Source organism: Asaia astilbis JCM 15831, assembly GCF_000613845.1.
Lineage (GTDB): Bacteria > Pseudomonadota > Alphaproteobacteria > Acetobacterales > Acetobacteraceae > Asaia > Asaia astilbis.
In genome coordinates this window covers 67215-83045 of sequence record NZ_BAJT01000004.1, presented here as the reverse complement: position 1 = coordinate 83045, position 15831 = coordinate 67215, and the positions used below count along the sequence as shown (strand labels likewise).

Below are 15831 nucleotides of genomic sequence, written 5' to 3'. Positions count from 1 at the left end.
ATGACAACTCTGGTTCTGATCGAAGCCGAAGGCGCCTCCATCAAAAAGGCAAGTCTGTCTGCCGTCGCCGCTGCCCGCACCTTCGGGTCGGTCGATGTGCTGCTTGTCGGCCCGCAAGGCGCGCAGGAAGCTGCGAAGATCGACGGCATTACCCGCGTTCTTCACGCAGAGACCACGCCGCAGCTGGCCGAGAGCATTGCAGCCCTGATTGCCGACCGCGCATCGGAGTACGATCATATCGTTTCTGCTGCGACCGCTTATGGCAAAAACGTCCTACCTCGCGTTGCAGGTCTTCTCGATGTCCAGCCGATCACCGAAGTGATCGAGATCATCGACGCCGATACCTTCGTACGTCCGATCTACGCAGGTAGCGCGCTCTCCACCGTGCGCTCGCGCGATGCGCTCAAGGTTCTGACCGTGCGTAACGCCAATTTCGACGCTGCAAAGCTGGGCGATGCAACAGCACCGATCGAGACTGTCTCGACAGCCGTTGAAGTGCCTGACGCCGCCTATGTCGGTATCGAGCTGACCCATTCCGACCGTCCTGAGCTGGAATCAGCCCGTGTGGTCATTTCCGGCGGGCGTGGCCTTAAGGACGCGGCCAATTTCAAGCTGCTGGAGCCGGTCGCAGACAAGCTGGATGCGGCAATCGGCGCCTCACGTGCTGCGGTGGATGCCGGGTTTGCCCCCAACGAGATGCAGGTCGGCCAGACCGGCAAGATCGTGGCTCCCGAGCTCTACATTGCTGTCGGTCTCTCGGGTGCCATCCAGCATCTGGCAGGCATGAAAGACAGCCGCGTCATCGTGGCAATCAATATGGACCCTGAAGCCCCGATCTTCAGTGTTGCCGATTACGGTCTGGTGGGAGATCTCTTCGAGGTCCTGCCGCAGCTCAAGGCCGAACTGGGCGCCTGATCGCCCTTGAAACGTTATCTGGACCCTCAGGGCCTGAAGGCTATGGGGGTCCAGATCGACAAGGCTGTTTCTTGCAGCCCCTTCCGAAAAATCGAATCCGCCGAGCCGATCTCACAAAAACGGGTCATGACCACTCCTGTCTCGATAGGCAGAGAGGGGACAGTCGGCGCCTTGCAATGACCCGTCCTCGCCCGGGCAACCTCTCTTTTTTTCCTTCCTGCTGACGGTCCTGACAGCTTTAGGTTGTTTTTCACTCTCCCTTGGGACATCTTGTATACATGATTCAGGATATGGATTTTCCAACTGGTGGCGTACGGGCCAAAGCCCGTTGTGACGAACTCGGGGTCGCTCCCTTCAGCGATCAGCCTGATGGGCTTTTTCGCCCTTATCTCGGCCCAGCCCACAAGGCGACGCAGGAGCGCCTGAGCCAATGGATGACCGAAGCCGGGATGCGCGTTGAAACCGACGCTGTGGGCAACATCATCGGCCATTATGCCGGGACGACACCCGATGCGCCGGTGCTGCTTGTCGGCTCTCATGTCGATAGCGTGCGCGATGGCGGACGATATGACGGTATGCTGGGTGTTCTGCTCGGGATCGAGCTCGTCTCGCACTTTCATCGGACTGGCCGACGTTTCGCCTTTGCGCTTGAGGTGATCGGCTTCGGAGATGAAGAAGGCTCCCGCTTTCCGACCTATATGATGGGCTCCCGCTCTGCCGCTGGTCTCACACAACAGATCGATGACAATGTTACTGACCCTGAAGGGGTAACCCTGCGCGATGCTCTTGCCGCATGGGGACTCGAGACATCGCGTTTCATGACCGCCAGACGTCAGAACGTGCTGGCCTATGTCGAAGCGCATATCGAACAGGCCCCGTATCTTGATCGGGCCGCCTTGCCTCTAGGTCTCGTACGAGGCATCGCCTCCCAGTGTCGCTATCGCGTAACGCTGACCGGTCAGGCCGATCATGCGGGCACGGCCATGCATGAACGCCGCGATGCTCTGGCCGCCGCGGCCGAAGCCATCACAGCAATCGAGAAAATCGGGGCTCAGGATCCAGCCGATCTCGTGACGACGGTCGGATGGGTTTCAGTGGAAAACGGCGCGCCCAATATCGTGCCGGGTCGGGTCGTTCTGACCATCGATATCCGGGCCGTGACACCCGGTGTGCGCGAGGATGTCGCCCAGCAGATCGGTGATACCCTGCAGACGCTGTGCATCCGGCGCCATATCGGCCTTGAGATCGAACGGATCCAGGACCTCAAGGGAGCGCTCTGCGATAAACGCCTCAACACGCTGTTGAAGCAGGCCATTGAGCAGAGTTCAGGCACCACCCCCCCGCTTTTGCTGAGTCAGGCAGGTCATGATGCCATGATCATGGCCCATCTTGCCCCCATGACCATGCTGTTCATCCGCTGCAAGGACGGGATCAGCCATAACCCGGCAGAGTCAGTCGATGATGCCGATGTCGAAGCGGCGCATCAGGCCATGGTGACGTTCGTCGAACGATTTGGAGAAACGATGTGAGCAGCTTTTTCGGTGAGATCAATCCGCCGCAGCGCCTTCTGATGGGGCCTGGCCCGATCAATGTGCATCCTCGTGTCCTGCGCGCCATGGGCGCTGACATGCTCGGCCAGTTCGACCCCGAGATGACGGACTACATGAACCAGACGATGACGCTCTATCGTCAGGTTTTCATGACCCAGAACCGCTGGACCTTCCTGATCGACGGGTCCGCCCGTGCCGGTATCGAAGCAGCCCTCACCTCACTGATCGAGCCGGGCGCCAAAGTGCTGCTTATCCGTTCAGGCCGCTTTGGCATGTTGCTGGGGGAAATCGCCGAACGTTTAGGCGCCGATATCGCGACCATCGACCTTGAATGGGGGCAGGTGGCCACGCTCTCGCAGATTGAAGCTGCACTCGCCGAGCATCGCCCTGCCGTGTTTGCGGCCATTCACGGCGACACCTCGACCACGACGGCTCAGCCGCTCGAAGGGGTTGGCGCACTTTGCCGCAAATACGGTGCGCTTTCTTACGTCGATGCGACAGCAACGCTCGGAGCATGCCGGTACGCACAGATGAGTGGGAGATCGACGTGATCTCGGCCGGGCTGCAGAAATGCATGGGCGGACCGCCGGGAAGTGCGCCCATCACCATCTCGGATCGTGCTGCCGATTTCATCTTTTCACGGCGCAAGGTCGAGAGCGGCATTCGTCGGGACGATATCAGCGATGGACCGCGCCCATTCATTCGCTCGAATTATTTCGATCTGTCCATGGTGATGGATTACTGGTCCGAAAAGCGCCTGAACCATCACACCGAAGCCACGTCCATGCTTTACGCTGCGCGTGAATGTGCCCGTCTGGCACTGGAAGAAGGGCTGGAGAAGCGGTTCGAGCGCCATGTCGCGGCTGGCAAGGCCATGTCGGAAGGACTGAGGGCTCTCGGGCTGACTCTTTACGGTCAGGACGCGTATCGCATGAGCAATGTGACGGGTGTCTATATTCCCGAGGGGATCGATGGCGAGCGGGTGCGTGCCCGTATGCGCGACGAGTATCAAATCGAGATCGGCACGGCTTTCGGCCCGCTGGTCGGCAAGATCTGGCGTCTAGGCGCGATGGGCTATAACGCCGAGCTGCATAAAGTGCGCCTGACTCTTGCCGCGCTCAAGGCCGTCCTCGATAGCGAGCGCTGAGGAGATCTCCTTCTCCTGCCTGACACTCTCGCGTTACGGCAGGAGAGACCCAGCGCGTTTTTCCCTCACTCCAGACCAAGGGCGTTCAGCTTGCCAAGGATGTGACTGACGACCTTGCGGGTAATCGCCAGTTCCTCGGGATCGATCCTTCGGTCACTTTCTCTTCGATCACTCGAGACATCAGGATGACCTCCTGCAGACGGGCTTTGCCTGCATCGCTGATACGCACAAAGAAAGCGCGACGATCTGACTCATCGGGCTCCCGCGTGATGAAGTTTTTTTCTTCCAGCGTTCTGAGAATGCGAACCATCGATGATTTATCGAGCAGCAGCGCCTCAGCCAGCTCCTTGGGATGCAGGGGCCGCCCATGACGTTGAAGCTCCAGCAAAGGCTGCCATGTCGCATCCGTCAGATCATGAGGCCTGAGCTGTCCATCGAGAATCTGACGCCAGCGACGGGCAATCAGACCCATCATGCGCCCCAGCGTCACCGTCTCACCCGGAAATGCTTTCATGGGGCCGCCTCGATCGTCGTTCCGGAAGTATTTCGGCCCAGTTCGAGCTGACCCGTCGCATGGGCCAGTGCCGCTGCCTTGGTAAAGGCCTGTGCAATACTGACCGCAAGCGACGCCTGAGCTTCATAGAGCATGGCAGCCGCCGTTGATGCATCGGTCATGGTGCCAACCCCATGGGCATAGGCCTGAGAGGCCCCCTCATTGGCCGTTATGGCGGCTTCGTTGAGCACCTGAGCCGACCGCACCTCTTCCAGTGCTGTCTCCAGCGCATCCTGACTGTCAGCCACCTGCCTCTCGATCGTCAGACGATCCTTGAGCAGCGTTGCTTTGGCCTGATCGCGTCGGGACTCCGCCATATGAATGGCATTGGCACGCAGCCCCCCCTGATAAAGCGGCCAACTGAATTGCAGAAAGGCTCCGGCTTCGGGCTGGGCGATAGCTGATGCAGGGGCAGACTGACCTGTCCCATAGGTTTTGAGCGCGCCCAGATAGCCGGACACGGTGCCAGTGACAGAGATTTTCGGGCGTAACGCCGCTTTCGACGCAAGAACGGCCTGGTCCTGCGCCCGTAATCTGGCGATATCAGCCAGCAGATCAGGCCGCGATGACAAAGCCTGCTGAACAAGCTGACTGATCTGCGATGGCGAGGTCTGCGGCAGATCACGTGTCGTCACCGGTTCGACAGTGAGAGGAAGCGTTGCCGGAAGACCCGCGACCTCGAGCAAGGCATGACGGGAGGCATGATCGCTGTCTTCCGCCTTGGCCAGCTGAAAACGCGCCTGCGCCAGATTGCGTCGTGCGGTCGCCACATCGATGATCGTTGCCTCGCCGTGATCGTGGCGCGACTGCGCAGAACGCAGCAGAATGCCCATATTCTCGACCGCCTGATGCGACGCCTTGAGAATGGCTTGAGCCGCCTGATGCGCATGATAGGCACTGATCACATCAAGGATCAGCTGCTGATGCACGGCAGAAAAGCCGAAATTCGCAGCCAGTGTCTCATATTTGGCCTCGCTGACCTGCGCCCTCGTGCGTCCGAAATCGAGCAGCAGATAATCGAGTTCCAGCTTGGGAAAGGCCGCCGCCCCGTTGGACGTCAGATAGCCTCTTTCCGAGAGATAATTCGGCAAGGGCAACGCCATACGCTGATACCCTCCCATTGCCGTCAGGGTTATCTGAGGCAGGAGAGCGGCACGGGAAATCCCGACGCCAATGGCCGCCTGCTTCGCTGATTCCCAGGCGATGCGGGTCGCAGGGTTATTGCGCGCGGCCAGATCGATCAACTGCGATAGCGCAACCGCCTTACCCTCGCTTTCCGGCATGGCCACAACTGACTGTGCCGCTATTCGCGCCTTGTCCGATCCGGGTGCCGTCGCGCCGGAGAGACGCATCTCTGGCGGAAGAGAAAGCCCGGTCGATGTCGTCGGATGCCAGGCTGATCGGGCGATTGCGGTGCCAGATCACGCGTATCGTTGCACCCTGCCAGCACAAGACTGGCCAGAAAAAGGGAAAGGAAATGTCTCGTCATCGGCAGGATCCGGCAGTCGTCTCGGTACATCAGGCAGCCTCTGCCTGTTCGGGCATATCAGGGTCGTATCGATGGATAATCTGCCGCAGGCTATCATTCAGGATGGCAAACCATGCTGTGCGCTGTGGGTCATGGGCTAGAACGGGCGGGACAGGCAACGCTGTCTCAAGCACCGCAGCGTCTCTTCCCTCTGCAAGCCACGCTGCCAGATCATCCAGCCAGAGACGCAGATCCCTGACATAATCGAGCGCGGCCTCTTCGGGGGCGTGTCTCATGTCCGAAATCACCGCCACCGGGATCGCGAGCATCTGGATATCCGTGACAAGCGCGCTGGTGATCGCGGGCACGGCAACTATGTACTTGAGCCGCTCCTCTTCCAGAGGAGCGTTTGTCAGAGCCGTGCGTGTTGAGGCGATGGCGCGTCCGAATTTCTCACGTTCGATTTCCTGCGTAATGTCGACCGCAGCGTCAGGCCGCTTGCGCCGTAGCATGATCAGTTCGCCCAGCTGACGCACGGCGCCCGTCAGATGACGTCGGGCCACGTCAGTCGTCGTCACAGGCCATAAAACCGCCGCCACGAGATAAACGACGATATTCCCGATCAGAATACCGACGACACGGTTACGCGCCGTCTCCATATCCAGCGTCGGGCCATATCCCTGAAGAATCGTCATGAAATAGGCCATGGCAATCTGGACACCGGCATAGGCAATGCGGTCGCTGCCGCTTTTTACCCAGCCTGCAAAGAGCGCAACAGGGATGACCGCCAGAAGCAGATCAAGGCAATCGGTCAGCGAGGGCATCACCGTCAGGATCGTCCCGATCCCGAGAAACGCCCCGATCATGGCTCCCACGACGCGCAGAAGTATTTTATGAACGCTGTCCCCCACAGTGCCGAGCGAGACCAGAAAACAGGTCACAACGGCTGTCTGAATACCAGGCCATGAAGTGAAGCGCGTGATCGCGTAGCAGATCACAACCGACAGCGCGATACGGATCGCGGCCCTGGGATAGGTCGGATTGGTGAACGCATCGGGCTTGAGAAAACTGCGCGCTGCCGCCTTGATCTCGGGTGCAAATGACGCCGCGCTCGTCTCCGGTCGTAACAACAGGCCATGGATGATCGTCAGGCTGCGAATAAGCTCGAGCGCGATCGGATGAAGCCGAGGGTCATGACGAAAAGGCTCTGCAAGCTCTTCGAGTTCGGCAGCATCATACTCGGCCGGAGACGTATGATCCCGCCCGTGACCCGATATCCTGAGAAAATCCCGAACGATCTCACCGGCCTTGCGCAAGAACGCCTCGCCTTCTGGCTGATACAGACGCCCCCAGGCAAGCATGATCATCACCAGACGCGCCGTGGTGCGGATCATGGCCAGACCCACGTGGCGTTGCGACATCTCGGGATGAAGCTTGACGCTGAGATCGTGAAAATGACGCAGCGAGGCCACACCCTGTTCGGCAAGCCGATTGATCGCCTGACTTTCTTTCGTGTCGGGTCGTCCACCGCGATCACATGCCTGAGCAACGGCCTCCAGTCGCGCCACCAGCCCACCGCGAAGCATCGTCAGCGGGTCATGACCAGCCAGACGATTGGCGATCACCATGATGGCCAGCGCCATGACGAAGACCGCACCGACCCAGAGCAAGGTATGCACCATGGCCTCTTCCGGCGGCATGAAAAGCGCTGCCGGCAAAGTGCTATCCGTGGTGTTGCCGACAAAACCATCCAGCGAATAACCCGCCGTCTCCAGCATATCCGCGCTCATGGTCATGTAGACGATCCAGAACAGCAGAATATTGGCCAGAGCCCCCATGGTCATGGCCTGGGAGAGAAATCCGGCCGCAAGGGTCATCAGCAGCATGAGCGGCAAACGAAGCCCGGGCTCCGAAAGGCTTGCCATCAGAAAAAGGATCGTCAGCGCCGTGCCGACGACAATCACGATCCCCCCCATCACCGCCGTGCTCATATTGGACGCGGCATCGTTCCCGGAGAGGAAGAAGCAGATAAAGACGAAGACCGGCAGATCCGGGATGCGGAATGTCTCGCCGATCAGAATGGTCACGATCACCTGAGCGACAAGAAGCACCGTATTGCGCGCTCTTCCTGGCGCTGGCGCCAGCTCCTTACGAAGAAACGCCAGCAGCGACGGCGGCGCAGGTCGACCTAGTCGCAGCGTCGTGCCGAGCGCCTGTTCGGCACTGCTCATCGCATGACAACCACAACAACCGTGGCGCCAATCCGCATAAGATCGGTCGGGGGATGATCGAGCTGATCCGGACAGGGAAGCGCTGGGCAATCCTGACCCAGTTGAGGCTGCGTGGCACCTTGGGCAGACCATTGGCACTCATGCCCTCATCCGGCACGACACCGGCATTCAGGCTCTCGAGCGTTCCGGTGATGGGGGTGCCGGGCTGGGCCATGGCATAAACCTTCACCCTCTGCCCCGGCACCAGACCAGAGAGCTGGGTCTCGCGGAAATTGGCGATCGCCCACCATGTCTCATTATCGACCAGCGTAAAGACAGGCTTTCCGGTCGTGGCATATTCACCTGCAGCCACATTCAGATCGGTCACGATCCCGTCGCAAGGTGCCTTGACCGTGGTCAGGCGCAGATCACGCTCTGCTTCACGCAGAGCAGCTTGAGCGGCTGCAAGATCGGCGCGCAGGGGGGCGACGCTGCGAACAGCCTGACGCGCTGACACCGCCGATTGTAACGCGGTCTGCAGCCCGGCCTCGGCGCTCTTCGTCTCTGCCCGTGCCTGATCCAGCGCCTCACGGGTAACGAAGCCCTGCTTTTCGAGCGGTGTCAGCCTGGCCTGTGTTGCCTGAGCCAAAGTCAGTCGGGCTCTGGCGCTCATGACCGAACTCGCCTCGGCTCCGGCGCGCGAGACCTGCGAGCTGACCTGACTGGTCTGCACATCGATCTGAGCCTTGATTCCTTCAACCTGAGCGCGAGCCTGCTGGACCCGATACTCGTAGGGCTCGGGGTCGATCACATAGAGTGTCTGGCCACGGCGAACCACTTCATTGTCGTGCACGGGCATTGAGACAATGCGTCCACTCACTTCAGGGGCGAGATGGACAATATTCGCCGCGATATAGGCATCTTCGGTGCGGGGCCGGCTATGCAACCGGTCCAGCACGAGGAAGCCGCACAGTGTACAAGCCGCCAGAGAGAGAATGAGGAGGGAAATCCCCCCGATACGAGAGGGAAGAGAACGCATCGCCATTGCCTAGTGACCGAAGAAGACGAGCCACACCGCGAAAGTGATGGCCACCATGAAGGAGAGATAAGTCAGCATGGGCGCTGGTACTGATTGCTGCATCCCGAGCATGCCGGTCATGGCTCTCAGCAGGGACGCAGCAACCGCCCCGGCTGCCGCGCAGAGCATCCATGATGGAAAGAAGGACCCCAACACATCCTGCAGCGGCGCGCGGGTACACCCGCTCAGACCCAGAGAAAGCAGAACGGGGAAGCGCCGCATAAGCGCCGCAGATCGTCGAGGGACGCGTAATTCAGGGAGCATTATTCGTTCGTCATGAGGCTGATGGGGTTCGACAAGTGCCACATAAGTGGTTTGTATATCAACCATGTTGCTACATAACAAAACGGTGACTAGCTCAAAGCCTGAAAATCATCTTCGATTATGAATTTGGGAGGATTTGGTGGAGCCAATCGGAATCGAACCGACGACCTCCTGAATGCCATTCAGGCGCTCTCCCAACTGAGCTATGGCCCCGCCGTATCAAAACCAGCCTCTTGGGTCAGGCTAGTGGCGCGGGTATAGCGGGGGGCTTTCTCTCTGACAAGCCCCAAAAACACTATTTTTGTACAACCCCGTAATCCCGCAAGATCGCGAGTAAATCCAGTCGTGGCAGGCCCAGAATGGCATCATGATCGCCCTCGATCGTCTCGAAGAGCTGTACACCCATCCCCTCGAGCCTGTACGCCCCAACGCAGGAGAGCAGCGCGTCGCCTTCGGCGTCGAGATAATAATCGAGAAAGGCATCGCTGAAGCGGCGCATGGTCAAAGCGGGTGTCGCCAGATGCTCCCAGAGCTTTTCACCGTTCCGGTACAGGACCAGCGCCGTCTGTAGATGATGCGTACGTCCTCGAAGCTGCATGAGATGATGTCTGGCCTCCAAAGGCGTTTCAGGCTTGTCAAAACCGACGCATCGCACTCCAGAATCTGGTCTGCCGCGATGACAAAATCGGCGCTCATAAATGCATGATTCCTGAAAAACCCTAGGGCTTTGGCATTTGCGAGCGCCAGAGCGATCGCGCCATGCGCCTCACCTTCTGCCCTCATACGATCCCTCAGTACAGCTTCATCGATCCCCACCGGGCAGGCCGTCACATCGAGACCTGCATCCCGCAGCAAACCAAGCCGTGCCGTTGATCCGCTTGCTAGAAACAGGCCCGGTTTTCCCGGATTCGCGCTCTTCGACTCCATGATGAGACTCCTTTTGTCAGGGCGGTAAATGAGTACCGTCAGTACTGGGGTACATGGGGATTGTACGAGGGTTTTCGGAATGACGTACCGAGTACCGTGGATTGTACCTTTTCCAGCAGAACCAGTGGGTTGTACACAGCCTCTCTGTGGGTATTTCGGGATAACTCGCGCAAGCACCTAAAACCAAAGACTTAATTCTCTGTACACAGTGTTGGTAAGTCGGGGTACGTTTTCGGAAAGATGGGTACCCCGTCATCCACAGGGATCAACCTATCCGACAGGATATCTTTCTTTTTTCTTTTATGATTATTGGTCGGTATGGATAGCGAAATCTCACCCAGCCCGACGCCTGCAAAACCGCTTCTGCGTGTCCTCCAGGGTGAGGCTGTCTGGCCCCCTCCAGTCTGGCTGATGCGTCAGGCTGGCCGCTATCTGCCCGAGTTCAGGGCAGAACGGGCCAAGGCCGACTTTCTCACGCGGTGTACCACGCCCGACATCGCCGCCGAGCTCACCCTTCAGCCCATCCGTCGTTACGCCATGGATGGCGCGATCCTGTTTTCGGACATTCTGATCCTGCCCTGGGCCATGGGGCAGGATCTGAAATTCATCGAAGGGCGTGGTCCTGTGATGGAGCCCATCCGTAATCGGGCAGGCCTCGATGCGCTGTCTCCCTCCCGCGTAGCCGAAATCGTGGCGCCGATCCAGGAGACCTTGCGGATTCTGGCCCGTGATCTTCCCCAGCCGACGACGCTTCTGGGCTTTGCAGGCAGTCCGTTCACCGTGTCCTGCTACATGGTCGATGGCGGTAGCTCTCGAGAGTTTGGCGTGACGCGCGCCATGGCCTTGCAGGATCCGGCTCTTTATGGCGATCTCATCGCCCTGCTGACGCGGGCAACCACCGATATGCTGATCGGTCAGATCGATGCCGGGGCTGAAGCCGTCATGCTGTTCGACAGCTGGGCGGGTCTGTTGCCTCCATCGCAATTCCGACAGCACGTCATTGCGCCGACGCGTGAGATTGTCCAAGGGATCCGGGCTGCCCGGCCGGGTGTGAAAATCATCGGTTTCCCGCGTCTTGCCGGTTGATGGCGCTCGAATATGCCCGTGAAACCGGCGTCGATGCTCTGGCATGCGATACGTCAGTCGATATGGCCCAGATGGCAACACTCTGCCCCCAGACCCTGGCTCTCCAGGGAAATCTCGATCCGATCATTCTCAAAAATGGTGGTCAAAGTCTGATCGACGAGGCGCATACGATCAGAGATGCTCTCAAAGGTCGTCCGCATATCTTCAATCTTGGTCATGGGGTGATCCCTGAAACCCCACCGGAGCATGTTGGTGCCCTCGTCAACGCCGTGCGTGATATCGGCTGAGAGCATGACCCACGCTTTGTCTCCGTCAGGCACATTGCGCCTTGTGATCTTCGATTGCGATGGGGTGCTGATCGATAGCGAAGGGCCTTCCTGTCGATTAGTGGCCCAGGTGGCGCGGGATCATGGCATCGCAGTGAGTGATGAAGAGGGACTAAAACGTTTCGCAGGCAAGGCTCTGTCCGAGGTCAAGCGTGAACTCGAAGCTGAAACGGGATATGATCTGGGGGATGACTACGTTGCGATCATGCAGGACAGGCTGGTCGACCTGATGCGGGATGAAGCCAGACCCATCGACGGTGCGGCTTCCATGCTTGCTGGAGTACAGGCTCTCGACCTGCCTTTTCGAGTGGGATCGAATTCGTCCTGGCCGGAGATGGACGTCAAATTTGCACGTGTCGGCTTTTCATCTCTTTTTCCCCGTCATCGGGTTCACTCCGCGCGTGACATGATGCGGCCCAAGCCCGACCCTCACGTCTTTTTACTTGCCGCTGCTGAAGAGAGAGTCGATCCGTCACACTGCGTAGTGATCGAGGATTCCGATACGGGCGTGCAGGCGGCTCATGATGCTGGCATGGCGTGCATTCTTCTGCGTGCCGACGGGCCATCGCCCAGACAGGGCTGGCTCGGATTGAGGCGTATCTCGCATCTGGATGAGCTTGTGCCGATCCTCGACCATGTTCTCAAGGAGCAAGCAATATGACGGCCCTTCTGCCTGGTATCCCTGGCTTAAGGTGCTCCATATTCTGGCCTTCACATCATGGATGGCTGGAAATTTCTACCTGCCGCGTCTTTTCGTCTATCACTCGCAGGTTGCTCCCGGGACCGCGGAAAGTGCCCGCTTCCAGATTATGGAACGTCGGCTTTTGCGCGCCATCATGACCCCGGCCATGATCGTCACGCTCCTATCCGGTGGTCTGCTTGCGTCCCTTCCCGGTCTGATCGATCCTTTGGCCCCCTGGTGGTGGATCAAGGTTGGTGCTGTTCTCTTGCTTTGTGGCTTTCACGGCTTCTGCGCCCGCTGGCGTCGCGAGTTTGCCGCCGATCAGCGCCTGCATCAGGAGCGTTTCTATCGCATCGCCAATGAGGTGCCGACGCTTCTGATGCTCGTCATCGTCATCATGATCGTGGCCCGTCCTTTTTCCGGGTAAGAGGGTTTTCGAAGCTTCGCCTTTGACCCCATGAAGGGCCTTGCGCTCTCGAAATTCCTATCGCCGCGATCAGGCAATCAAAAAACGATTTCTTACGGTCCTGAGATATGGCCGTATCCCGTTCCTCTCAGGGGTAGGAGAACCGGCGGTAGAGAAATTCCCCATCGTGACCAGCTGTGGCGGCTTCCATGACGAGAGCATGACGGTCGGAGCGTGCGCAGACGGGGTCGGTGGCTGAAGCGTCGCCGGTCAAGGCAAGAGCCTGACAACGGCAGCCGCCCCAGTCCACTTCCTTGAGGCTGCAATTCCGACACGGTTCGGGCATCCAGTCTGTGCCGCGAAACAGATTGAACAGGGGGGAATCCTGCCAGATGCTGCCCAGGGAATTCTCGGTAACGCTGGGGAAGGTCACGTTCGGAATGGTTTCGGCAGCGTGGCAGGGCAGGACCTTGCCTGAGGGCGTGATGTTGACGAAGCGTTGGCCCCACCCGCCCATGCAAGGCTTGGGCTGATCGGCATGATAATCGGGGGTGACGTAATCGATCGCGAGGCTATTGCCGAAACGGGCACGGGCTTTCACGACGGCCTCTGTCGAGGCCTCGAGCTGGGCTGCTGATGGCATCAGGAGGTCGCGGTTTTTCAGTCCCCAGCCATAATACTGAGTATGGGCGATCTCGACACGACCAGCGCCAAGCTCATGAGAGAGATCGAGCATTTCAGGCACACGTGCGACGTTTTCGCGGTGAACGACAAAATTGAGAGTGAGCGGAATGCCACGTGCTTTGATAAGGCGAGCAGCATTCAGCTTCTTTTGCTGCGCGCCGCGCAGTCCACCGATGCGTTCTGCCCCTGCCTTATCCACATCCTGAAAAGAGAGCTGGATGTGGTCGAGCCCGGCGGTATCGAGCGCTTCAAGTGTCTTTTCGTTGATGAGCACGCCCGAGGTTATGAGATTCGTATAGAGATTGAGCGCGTTGGCATGACGCACAAGCTCGGGAAGGTCGTGACGTGCCATGGGCTCGCCGCCGGAGAAATGAACCTGCAGGACGCCCAGAGCTGCGGCCTCATCGAGCACGCGCAGCCAGTCTTTCGTTTCCATCTCCGAGGCTCGCCGATCGAGAGCGAGAGGATTGGAACAATAGGGACAGGCGAGCGGGCAGCGATGGGTCAGCTCGGCGAGCAGGCTCATCGGAGGCGGCGCAAAGCTCATGCGCTCAGCACCCTCTGATCGATCAGCGAAGTGAGCAAAGTCTGGACATCGGTGGCGATGACGTCGCGTGGGGCCTGATAGGTTTCGGCAAGTGTCTCGATGATCGTGCCGAGAGAGCGTGCGCCATCGACGAGCTGCAGAATGGCAGCGGCAACAGGGTCGGCAATGAAGGCCTTTTCGGGCGCCTGAATGAGCCAGACGTCACGCACGCGGTCATGTTGTAGACGATGCCCGCGGGTGAACTTCAGAATACTGTCTTCGGAGACGCTCACGCGCTGAAAGCCTCTGGGGTTTGAGCCCCGGCAAAAGCACCTGGAGCAGGATGATCCTCCATATACACGTGCTGCAGCGCATCGAGCATCGTCCAGAGCACGTTGCATTTGAAGATCAGCGCATCGGTGACCTCCTTCTGCTGCTCTTCGGTGCGGGCGTGTTCTTTGACATAGGCCAGAGCGAAGTCTGAATCACGAGGAGCCTGTGTCAGACGCGGCGTGAAATAGGCCATGGTCTCTTCAGAAATGAAGTCGTAATGGCGCAGCATGCCTGAAACACGCTCGCTGATGATCGTCGGTGAGAAGAGCTCTGTCAGGGATGAGGCAATGGCGGCCAGAAGAGAGCGGTCGCGCACATAATGCACATAGGCTTCGACGGCGAAGCCCGTTGCGGGCAACATGCCCTGAAGGCTTTCGACATAAGGGCGTGACAGACCGAGCCCGTCTGTCAGTTTCAGCCAGCGTGCAATGCCGCCTGTGCCTGGCTCGTTACCGTCATGATCTTCAAGACGGCGACGCCACTCCCGACGGAGTTCGACCGTCGGGAGACGGGCAAGCAGTGTGGCGTCCTTCACCGGGATAGAGGCTTGATAGTAATAGCGGTTCAGCGCCCAGGCCTGCACCTGAGTGCGGTTCAGCTTGCCGTCATGCAGCGCACGATGAAAGGCATGGCGGTTGTGGTAGCGCTCTGCTCCGATGTCACGCAGGCGCGCCTCAAGGGCGTCGGGGGACAGAACCGTCATGATGATGCTCCCAATGTCAGGCGCAGACCGTCTTCGCCGATGGTCCAGCCAGCTTCCTCTGCTGTCCTGCGCTCCGGTGAGTCGGGAATCAGGACAGGGTTGGAATTATTGATGTGAATGAAGACACGATGGGGTGGCGCATCATGCAGGGTGGCAATGATGCCGTCTGCGCCAGACATGGAAATGTGCCCCATGCGCAGACCTGTCTTGGGGCTGAGCCCGGCTCGGATCATCTCGTCATCGCGCCAGAGCGTGCCTTCCATGAACAGCGCATCGGCATTGCGGATGCGTTCACGAATCTCCGGGGTGAGGTCGGCGCATGCAGGCAGAAAGATCAGGGTGCGATCACCATCGGTAATCTCGAGTCCGATGGTTTCGCCCTTCTGGCTGGGCAGGTGCTCGGCATAGAGCGGCGCCTTGCCGGGGACATCGAAGGCCGTCACGGTCAGGCCTGAAAGCGTCTCGTCCTTGTTCGGCAAGGCTACCGGCTCGAGCTCGTTCAGCGTGAGCCGGGGGACGATCTCGCGATTGACGGCTTCGAAAATCGGATTGGCGTCGAGCTGAGCGTGGGTTGCCTGAGTGGCGTAGAGCCGGAAGGGCTCTCGCTCGCGTAGGGTCAGCAGACCGGTAATCGAGTCGATTTCGCCATTTGTCAGAATGACGCCCTGGATCGGAGTGGAACGAAGCCCAGTCTGAGCCTGCAGTTCCGGAGTTGCGAGGATCTGGGCACGCAGGTCGGGCGAAGCGTTGAGGATGAACCAGTTCTGGCCATCGCCACTGACGGCAAGCGAGCCTGGCTACGAGCAGGAATCCTGCCCTCGCGGGCGGCGCGGCAGGCTGGGGCGTTGGAGTTCCATTGGGGAAAGCCACCGCCGGCGCCGCTACCTAGAACAATGATATCGAGCATGATGCAGGTCAGTCAGGTCGTCATCGGCCCAAAACGACAACAGCCGCACAAGGGGTGCGGCTGCTG

At 59.3% G+C, this 15831-nt stretch carries 15 protein-coding genes, 1 tRNA gene and 3 pseudogenes; 6 read left to right on the top strand and 13 right to left on the bottom strand.

All coding sequences use genetic code 11. From position 1 onward, the window contains the following. The 3 genes and pseudogenes from JCM15831_RS04120 to JCM15831_RS16550 all read left to right on the top strand — a co-directional run bounded on the left by JCM15831_RS04120 (position 1) and on the right by JCM15831_RS16550 (position 3612). Positions 1-915: an FAD-binding protein gene (locus JCM15831_RS04120; RefSeq protein ID WP_025822922.1), complete on the top strand. Its 915-nt coding sequence runs from the start codon at positions 1-3 to the stop codon at positions 913-915. A 290-nt stretch (positions 916-1205) separates the two neighbouring features. After that, positions 1206-2444, top strand: a complete 1239-nt coding sequence (locus JCM15831_RS04115; protein ID WP_025822920.1) for an allantoate amidohydrolase — start codon at positions 1206-1208, stop codon at positions 2442-2444. A gap of 41 nt (positions 2445-2485) precedes the next feature. Then, positions 2486-3612, top strand: a pseudogene (locus tag JCM15831_RS16550) (pyridoxal-phosphate-dependent aminotransferase family protein). An 85-nt stretch (positions 3613-3697) separates the two neighbouring features. Here JCM15831_RS16550 and JCM15831_RS04105 read toward each other — a convergent pair. The 9 genes from JCM15831_RS04105 to JCM15831_RS16535 form a co-directional block, all read right to left on the bottom strand. Then, a complete protein-coding gene (locus JCM15831_RS04105) occupies positions 3698-4126 on the bottom strand; it encodes a MarR family winged helix-turn-helix transcriptional regulator (protein ID WP_025822918.1) in 429 nt (142 codons plus the stop codon). Then, on the bottom strand, positions 4123-5517 hold the full coding sequence (locus tag JCM15831_RS04100) for a TolC family protein (RefSeq protein WP_025822916.1): 1395 nt from the start codon (positions 5515-5517) through the stop codon (positions 4123-4125). Before JCM15831_RS04100 ends, JCM15831_RS04105 begins: the two co-directional genes overlap by 4 nt. Beyond that, positions 5469-5654: a hypothetical protein gene (locus JCM15831_RS21355; protein WP_156938737.1), complete on the bottom strand. Its 186-nt coding sequence runs from the start codon at positions 5652-5654 to the stop codon at positions 5469-5471. The genes JCM15831_RS04100 and JCM15831_RS21355 overlap by 49 nt, the downstream gene beginning before the upstream one ends. 29 nt (positions 5655-5683) lie before the next feature. Further along, positions 5684-7864, bottom strand: a complete 2181-nt coding sequence (locus tag JCM15831_RS19970) for an FUSC family protein (RefSeq protein ID WP_025822914.1) — start codon at positions 7862-7864, stop codon at positions 5684-5686. Beyond that, the gene (locus tag JCM15831_RS16540; protein ID WP_198024232.1) at positions 7782-8882 is read right to left on the bottom strand and encodes an HlyD family efflux transporter periplasmic adaptor subunit; all 1101 of its coding nucleotides are present in this window, start codon (positions 8880-8882) and stop codon (positions 7782-7784) included. The genes JCM15831_RS19970 and JCM15831_RS16540 overlap by 83 nt, the downstream gene beginning before the upstream one ends. 9 nt (positions 8883-8891) lie before the next feature. Further along, on the bottom strand, positions 8892-9251 hold the full coding sequence (locus JCM15831_RS04085; RefSeq protein WP_084490547.1) for a YtcA family lipoprotein: 360 nt from the start codon (positions 9249-9251) through the stop codon (positions 8892-8894). A 71-nt stretch (positions 9252-9322) separates the two neighbouring features. Further along, a tRNA-Ala gene (locus JCM15831_RS04080) sits at positions 9323-9398 on the bottom strand. Between the two features lie 82 nt (positions 9399-9480). Further along, positions 9481-9783, bottom strand: a complete 303-nt coding sequence (locus JCM15831_RS23630) for a Maf family protein (protein WP_306301819.1) — start codon at positions 9781-9783, stop codon at positions 9481-9483. Beyond that, complete coding sequence (locus tag JCM15831_RS16535) at positions 9687-10112, bottom strand: Maf family protein (protein WP_306301818.1); 426 nt, start codon at positions 10110-10112, stop codon at positions 9687-9689. The genes JCM15831_RS23630 and JCM15831_RS16535 overlap by 97 nt, the downstream gene beginning before the upstream one ends. 318 nt (positions 10113-10430) lie before the next feature. Between JCM15831_RS16535 and hemE the strand changes: the two are divergent. The 3 genes and pseudogenes from hemE to hemJ all read left to right on the top strand — a co-directional run bounded on the left by hemE (position 10431) and on the right by hemJ (position 12633). Then, positions 10431-11485, top strand: a pseudogene (hemE, locus tag JCM15831_RS16530) (uroporphyrinogen decarboxylase). A 4-nt stretch (positions 11486-11489) separates the two neighbouring features. Next, positions 11490-12185, top strand: coding sequence for an HAD family hydrolase (locus JCM15831_RS04065; RefSeq protein WP_025822910.1), 696 nt, complete (start codon positions 11490-11492; stop codon positions 12183-12185). After that, entirely contained in the window at positions 12160-12633 is a 474-nt protein-coding gene (gene hemJ / locus JCM15831_RS04060; RefSeq protein WP_025822908.1) for a protoporphyrinogen oxidase HemJ, read from the top strand. The genes JCM15831_RS04065 and hemJ overlap by 26 nt, the downstream gene beginning before the upstream one ends. Positions 12634-12760: 127 nt before the next feature. Here the strand turns inward: hemJ and pqqE are convergent, their stop codons facing one another. The 4 genes and pseudogenes from pqqE to pqqB form a co-directional block, all read right to left on the bottom strand. Continuing rightward, complete coding sequence (gene pqqE, locus JCM15831_RS04055; protein ID WP_025822906.1) at positions 12761-13843, bottom strand: pyrroloquinoline quinone biosynthesis protein PqqE; 1083 nt, start codon at positions 13841-13843, stop codon at positions 12761-12763. Further along, a complete protein-coding gene (gene pqqD, locus JCM15831_RS04050) occupies positions 13840-14115 on the bottom strand; it encodes a pyrroloquinoline quinone biosynthesis peptide chaperone PqqD (RefSeq protein WP_025822904.1) in 276 nt (91 codons plus the stop codon). Before pqqD ends, pqqE begins: the two co-directional genes overlap by 4 nt. After that, positions 14112-14858, bottom strand: a complete 747-nt coding sequence (gene pqqC, locus JCM15831_RS04045) for a pyrroloquinoline-quinone synthase PqqC (protein ID WP_025822902.1) — start codon at positions 14856-14858, stop codon at positions 14112-14114. The genes pqqD and pqqC overlap by 4 nt, the downstream gene beginning before the upstream one ends. Then, positions 14855-15765: pseudogene (gene pqqB, locus JCM15831_RS16525) on the bottom strand (pyrroloquinoline quinone biosynthesis protein PqqB). Before pqqB ends, pqqC begins: the two are co-directional and overlap by 4 nt. Between the last annotated feature and the right edge of the window lie 66 nt (positions 15766-15831).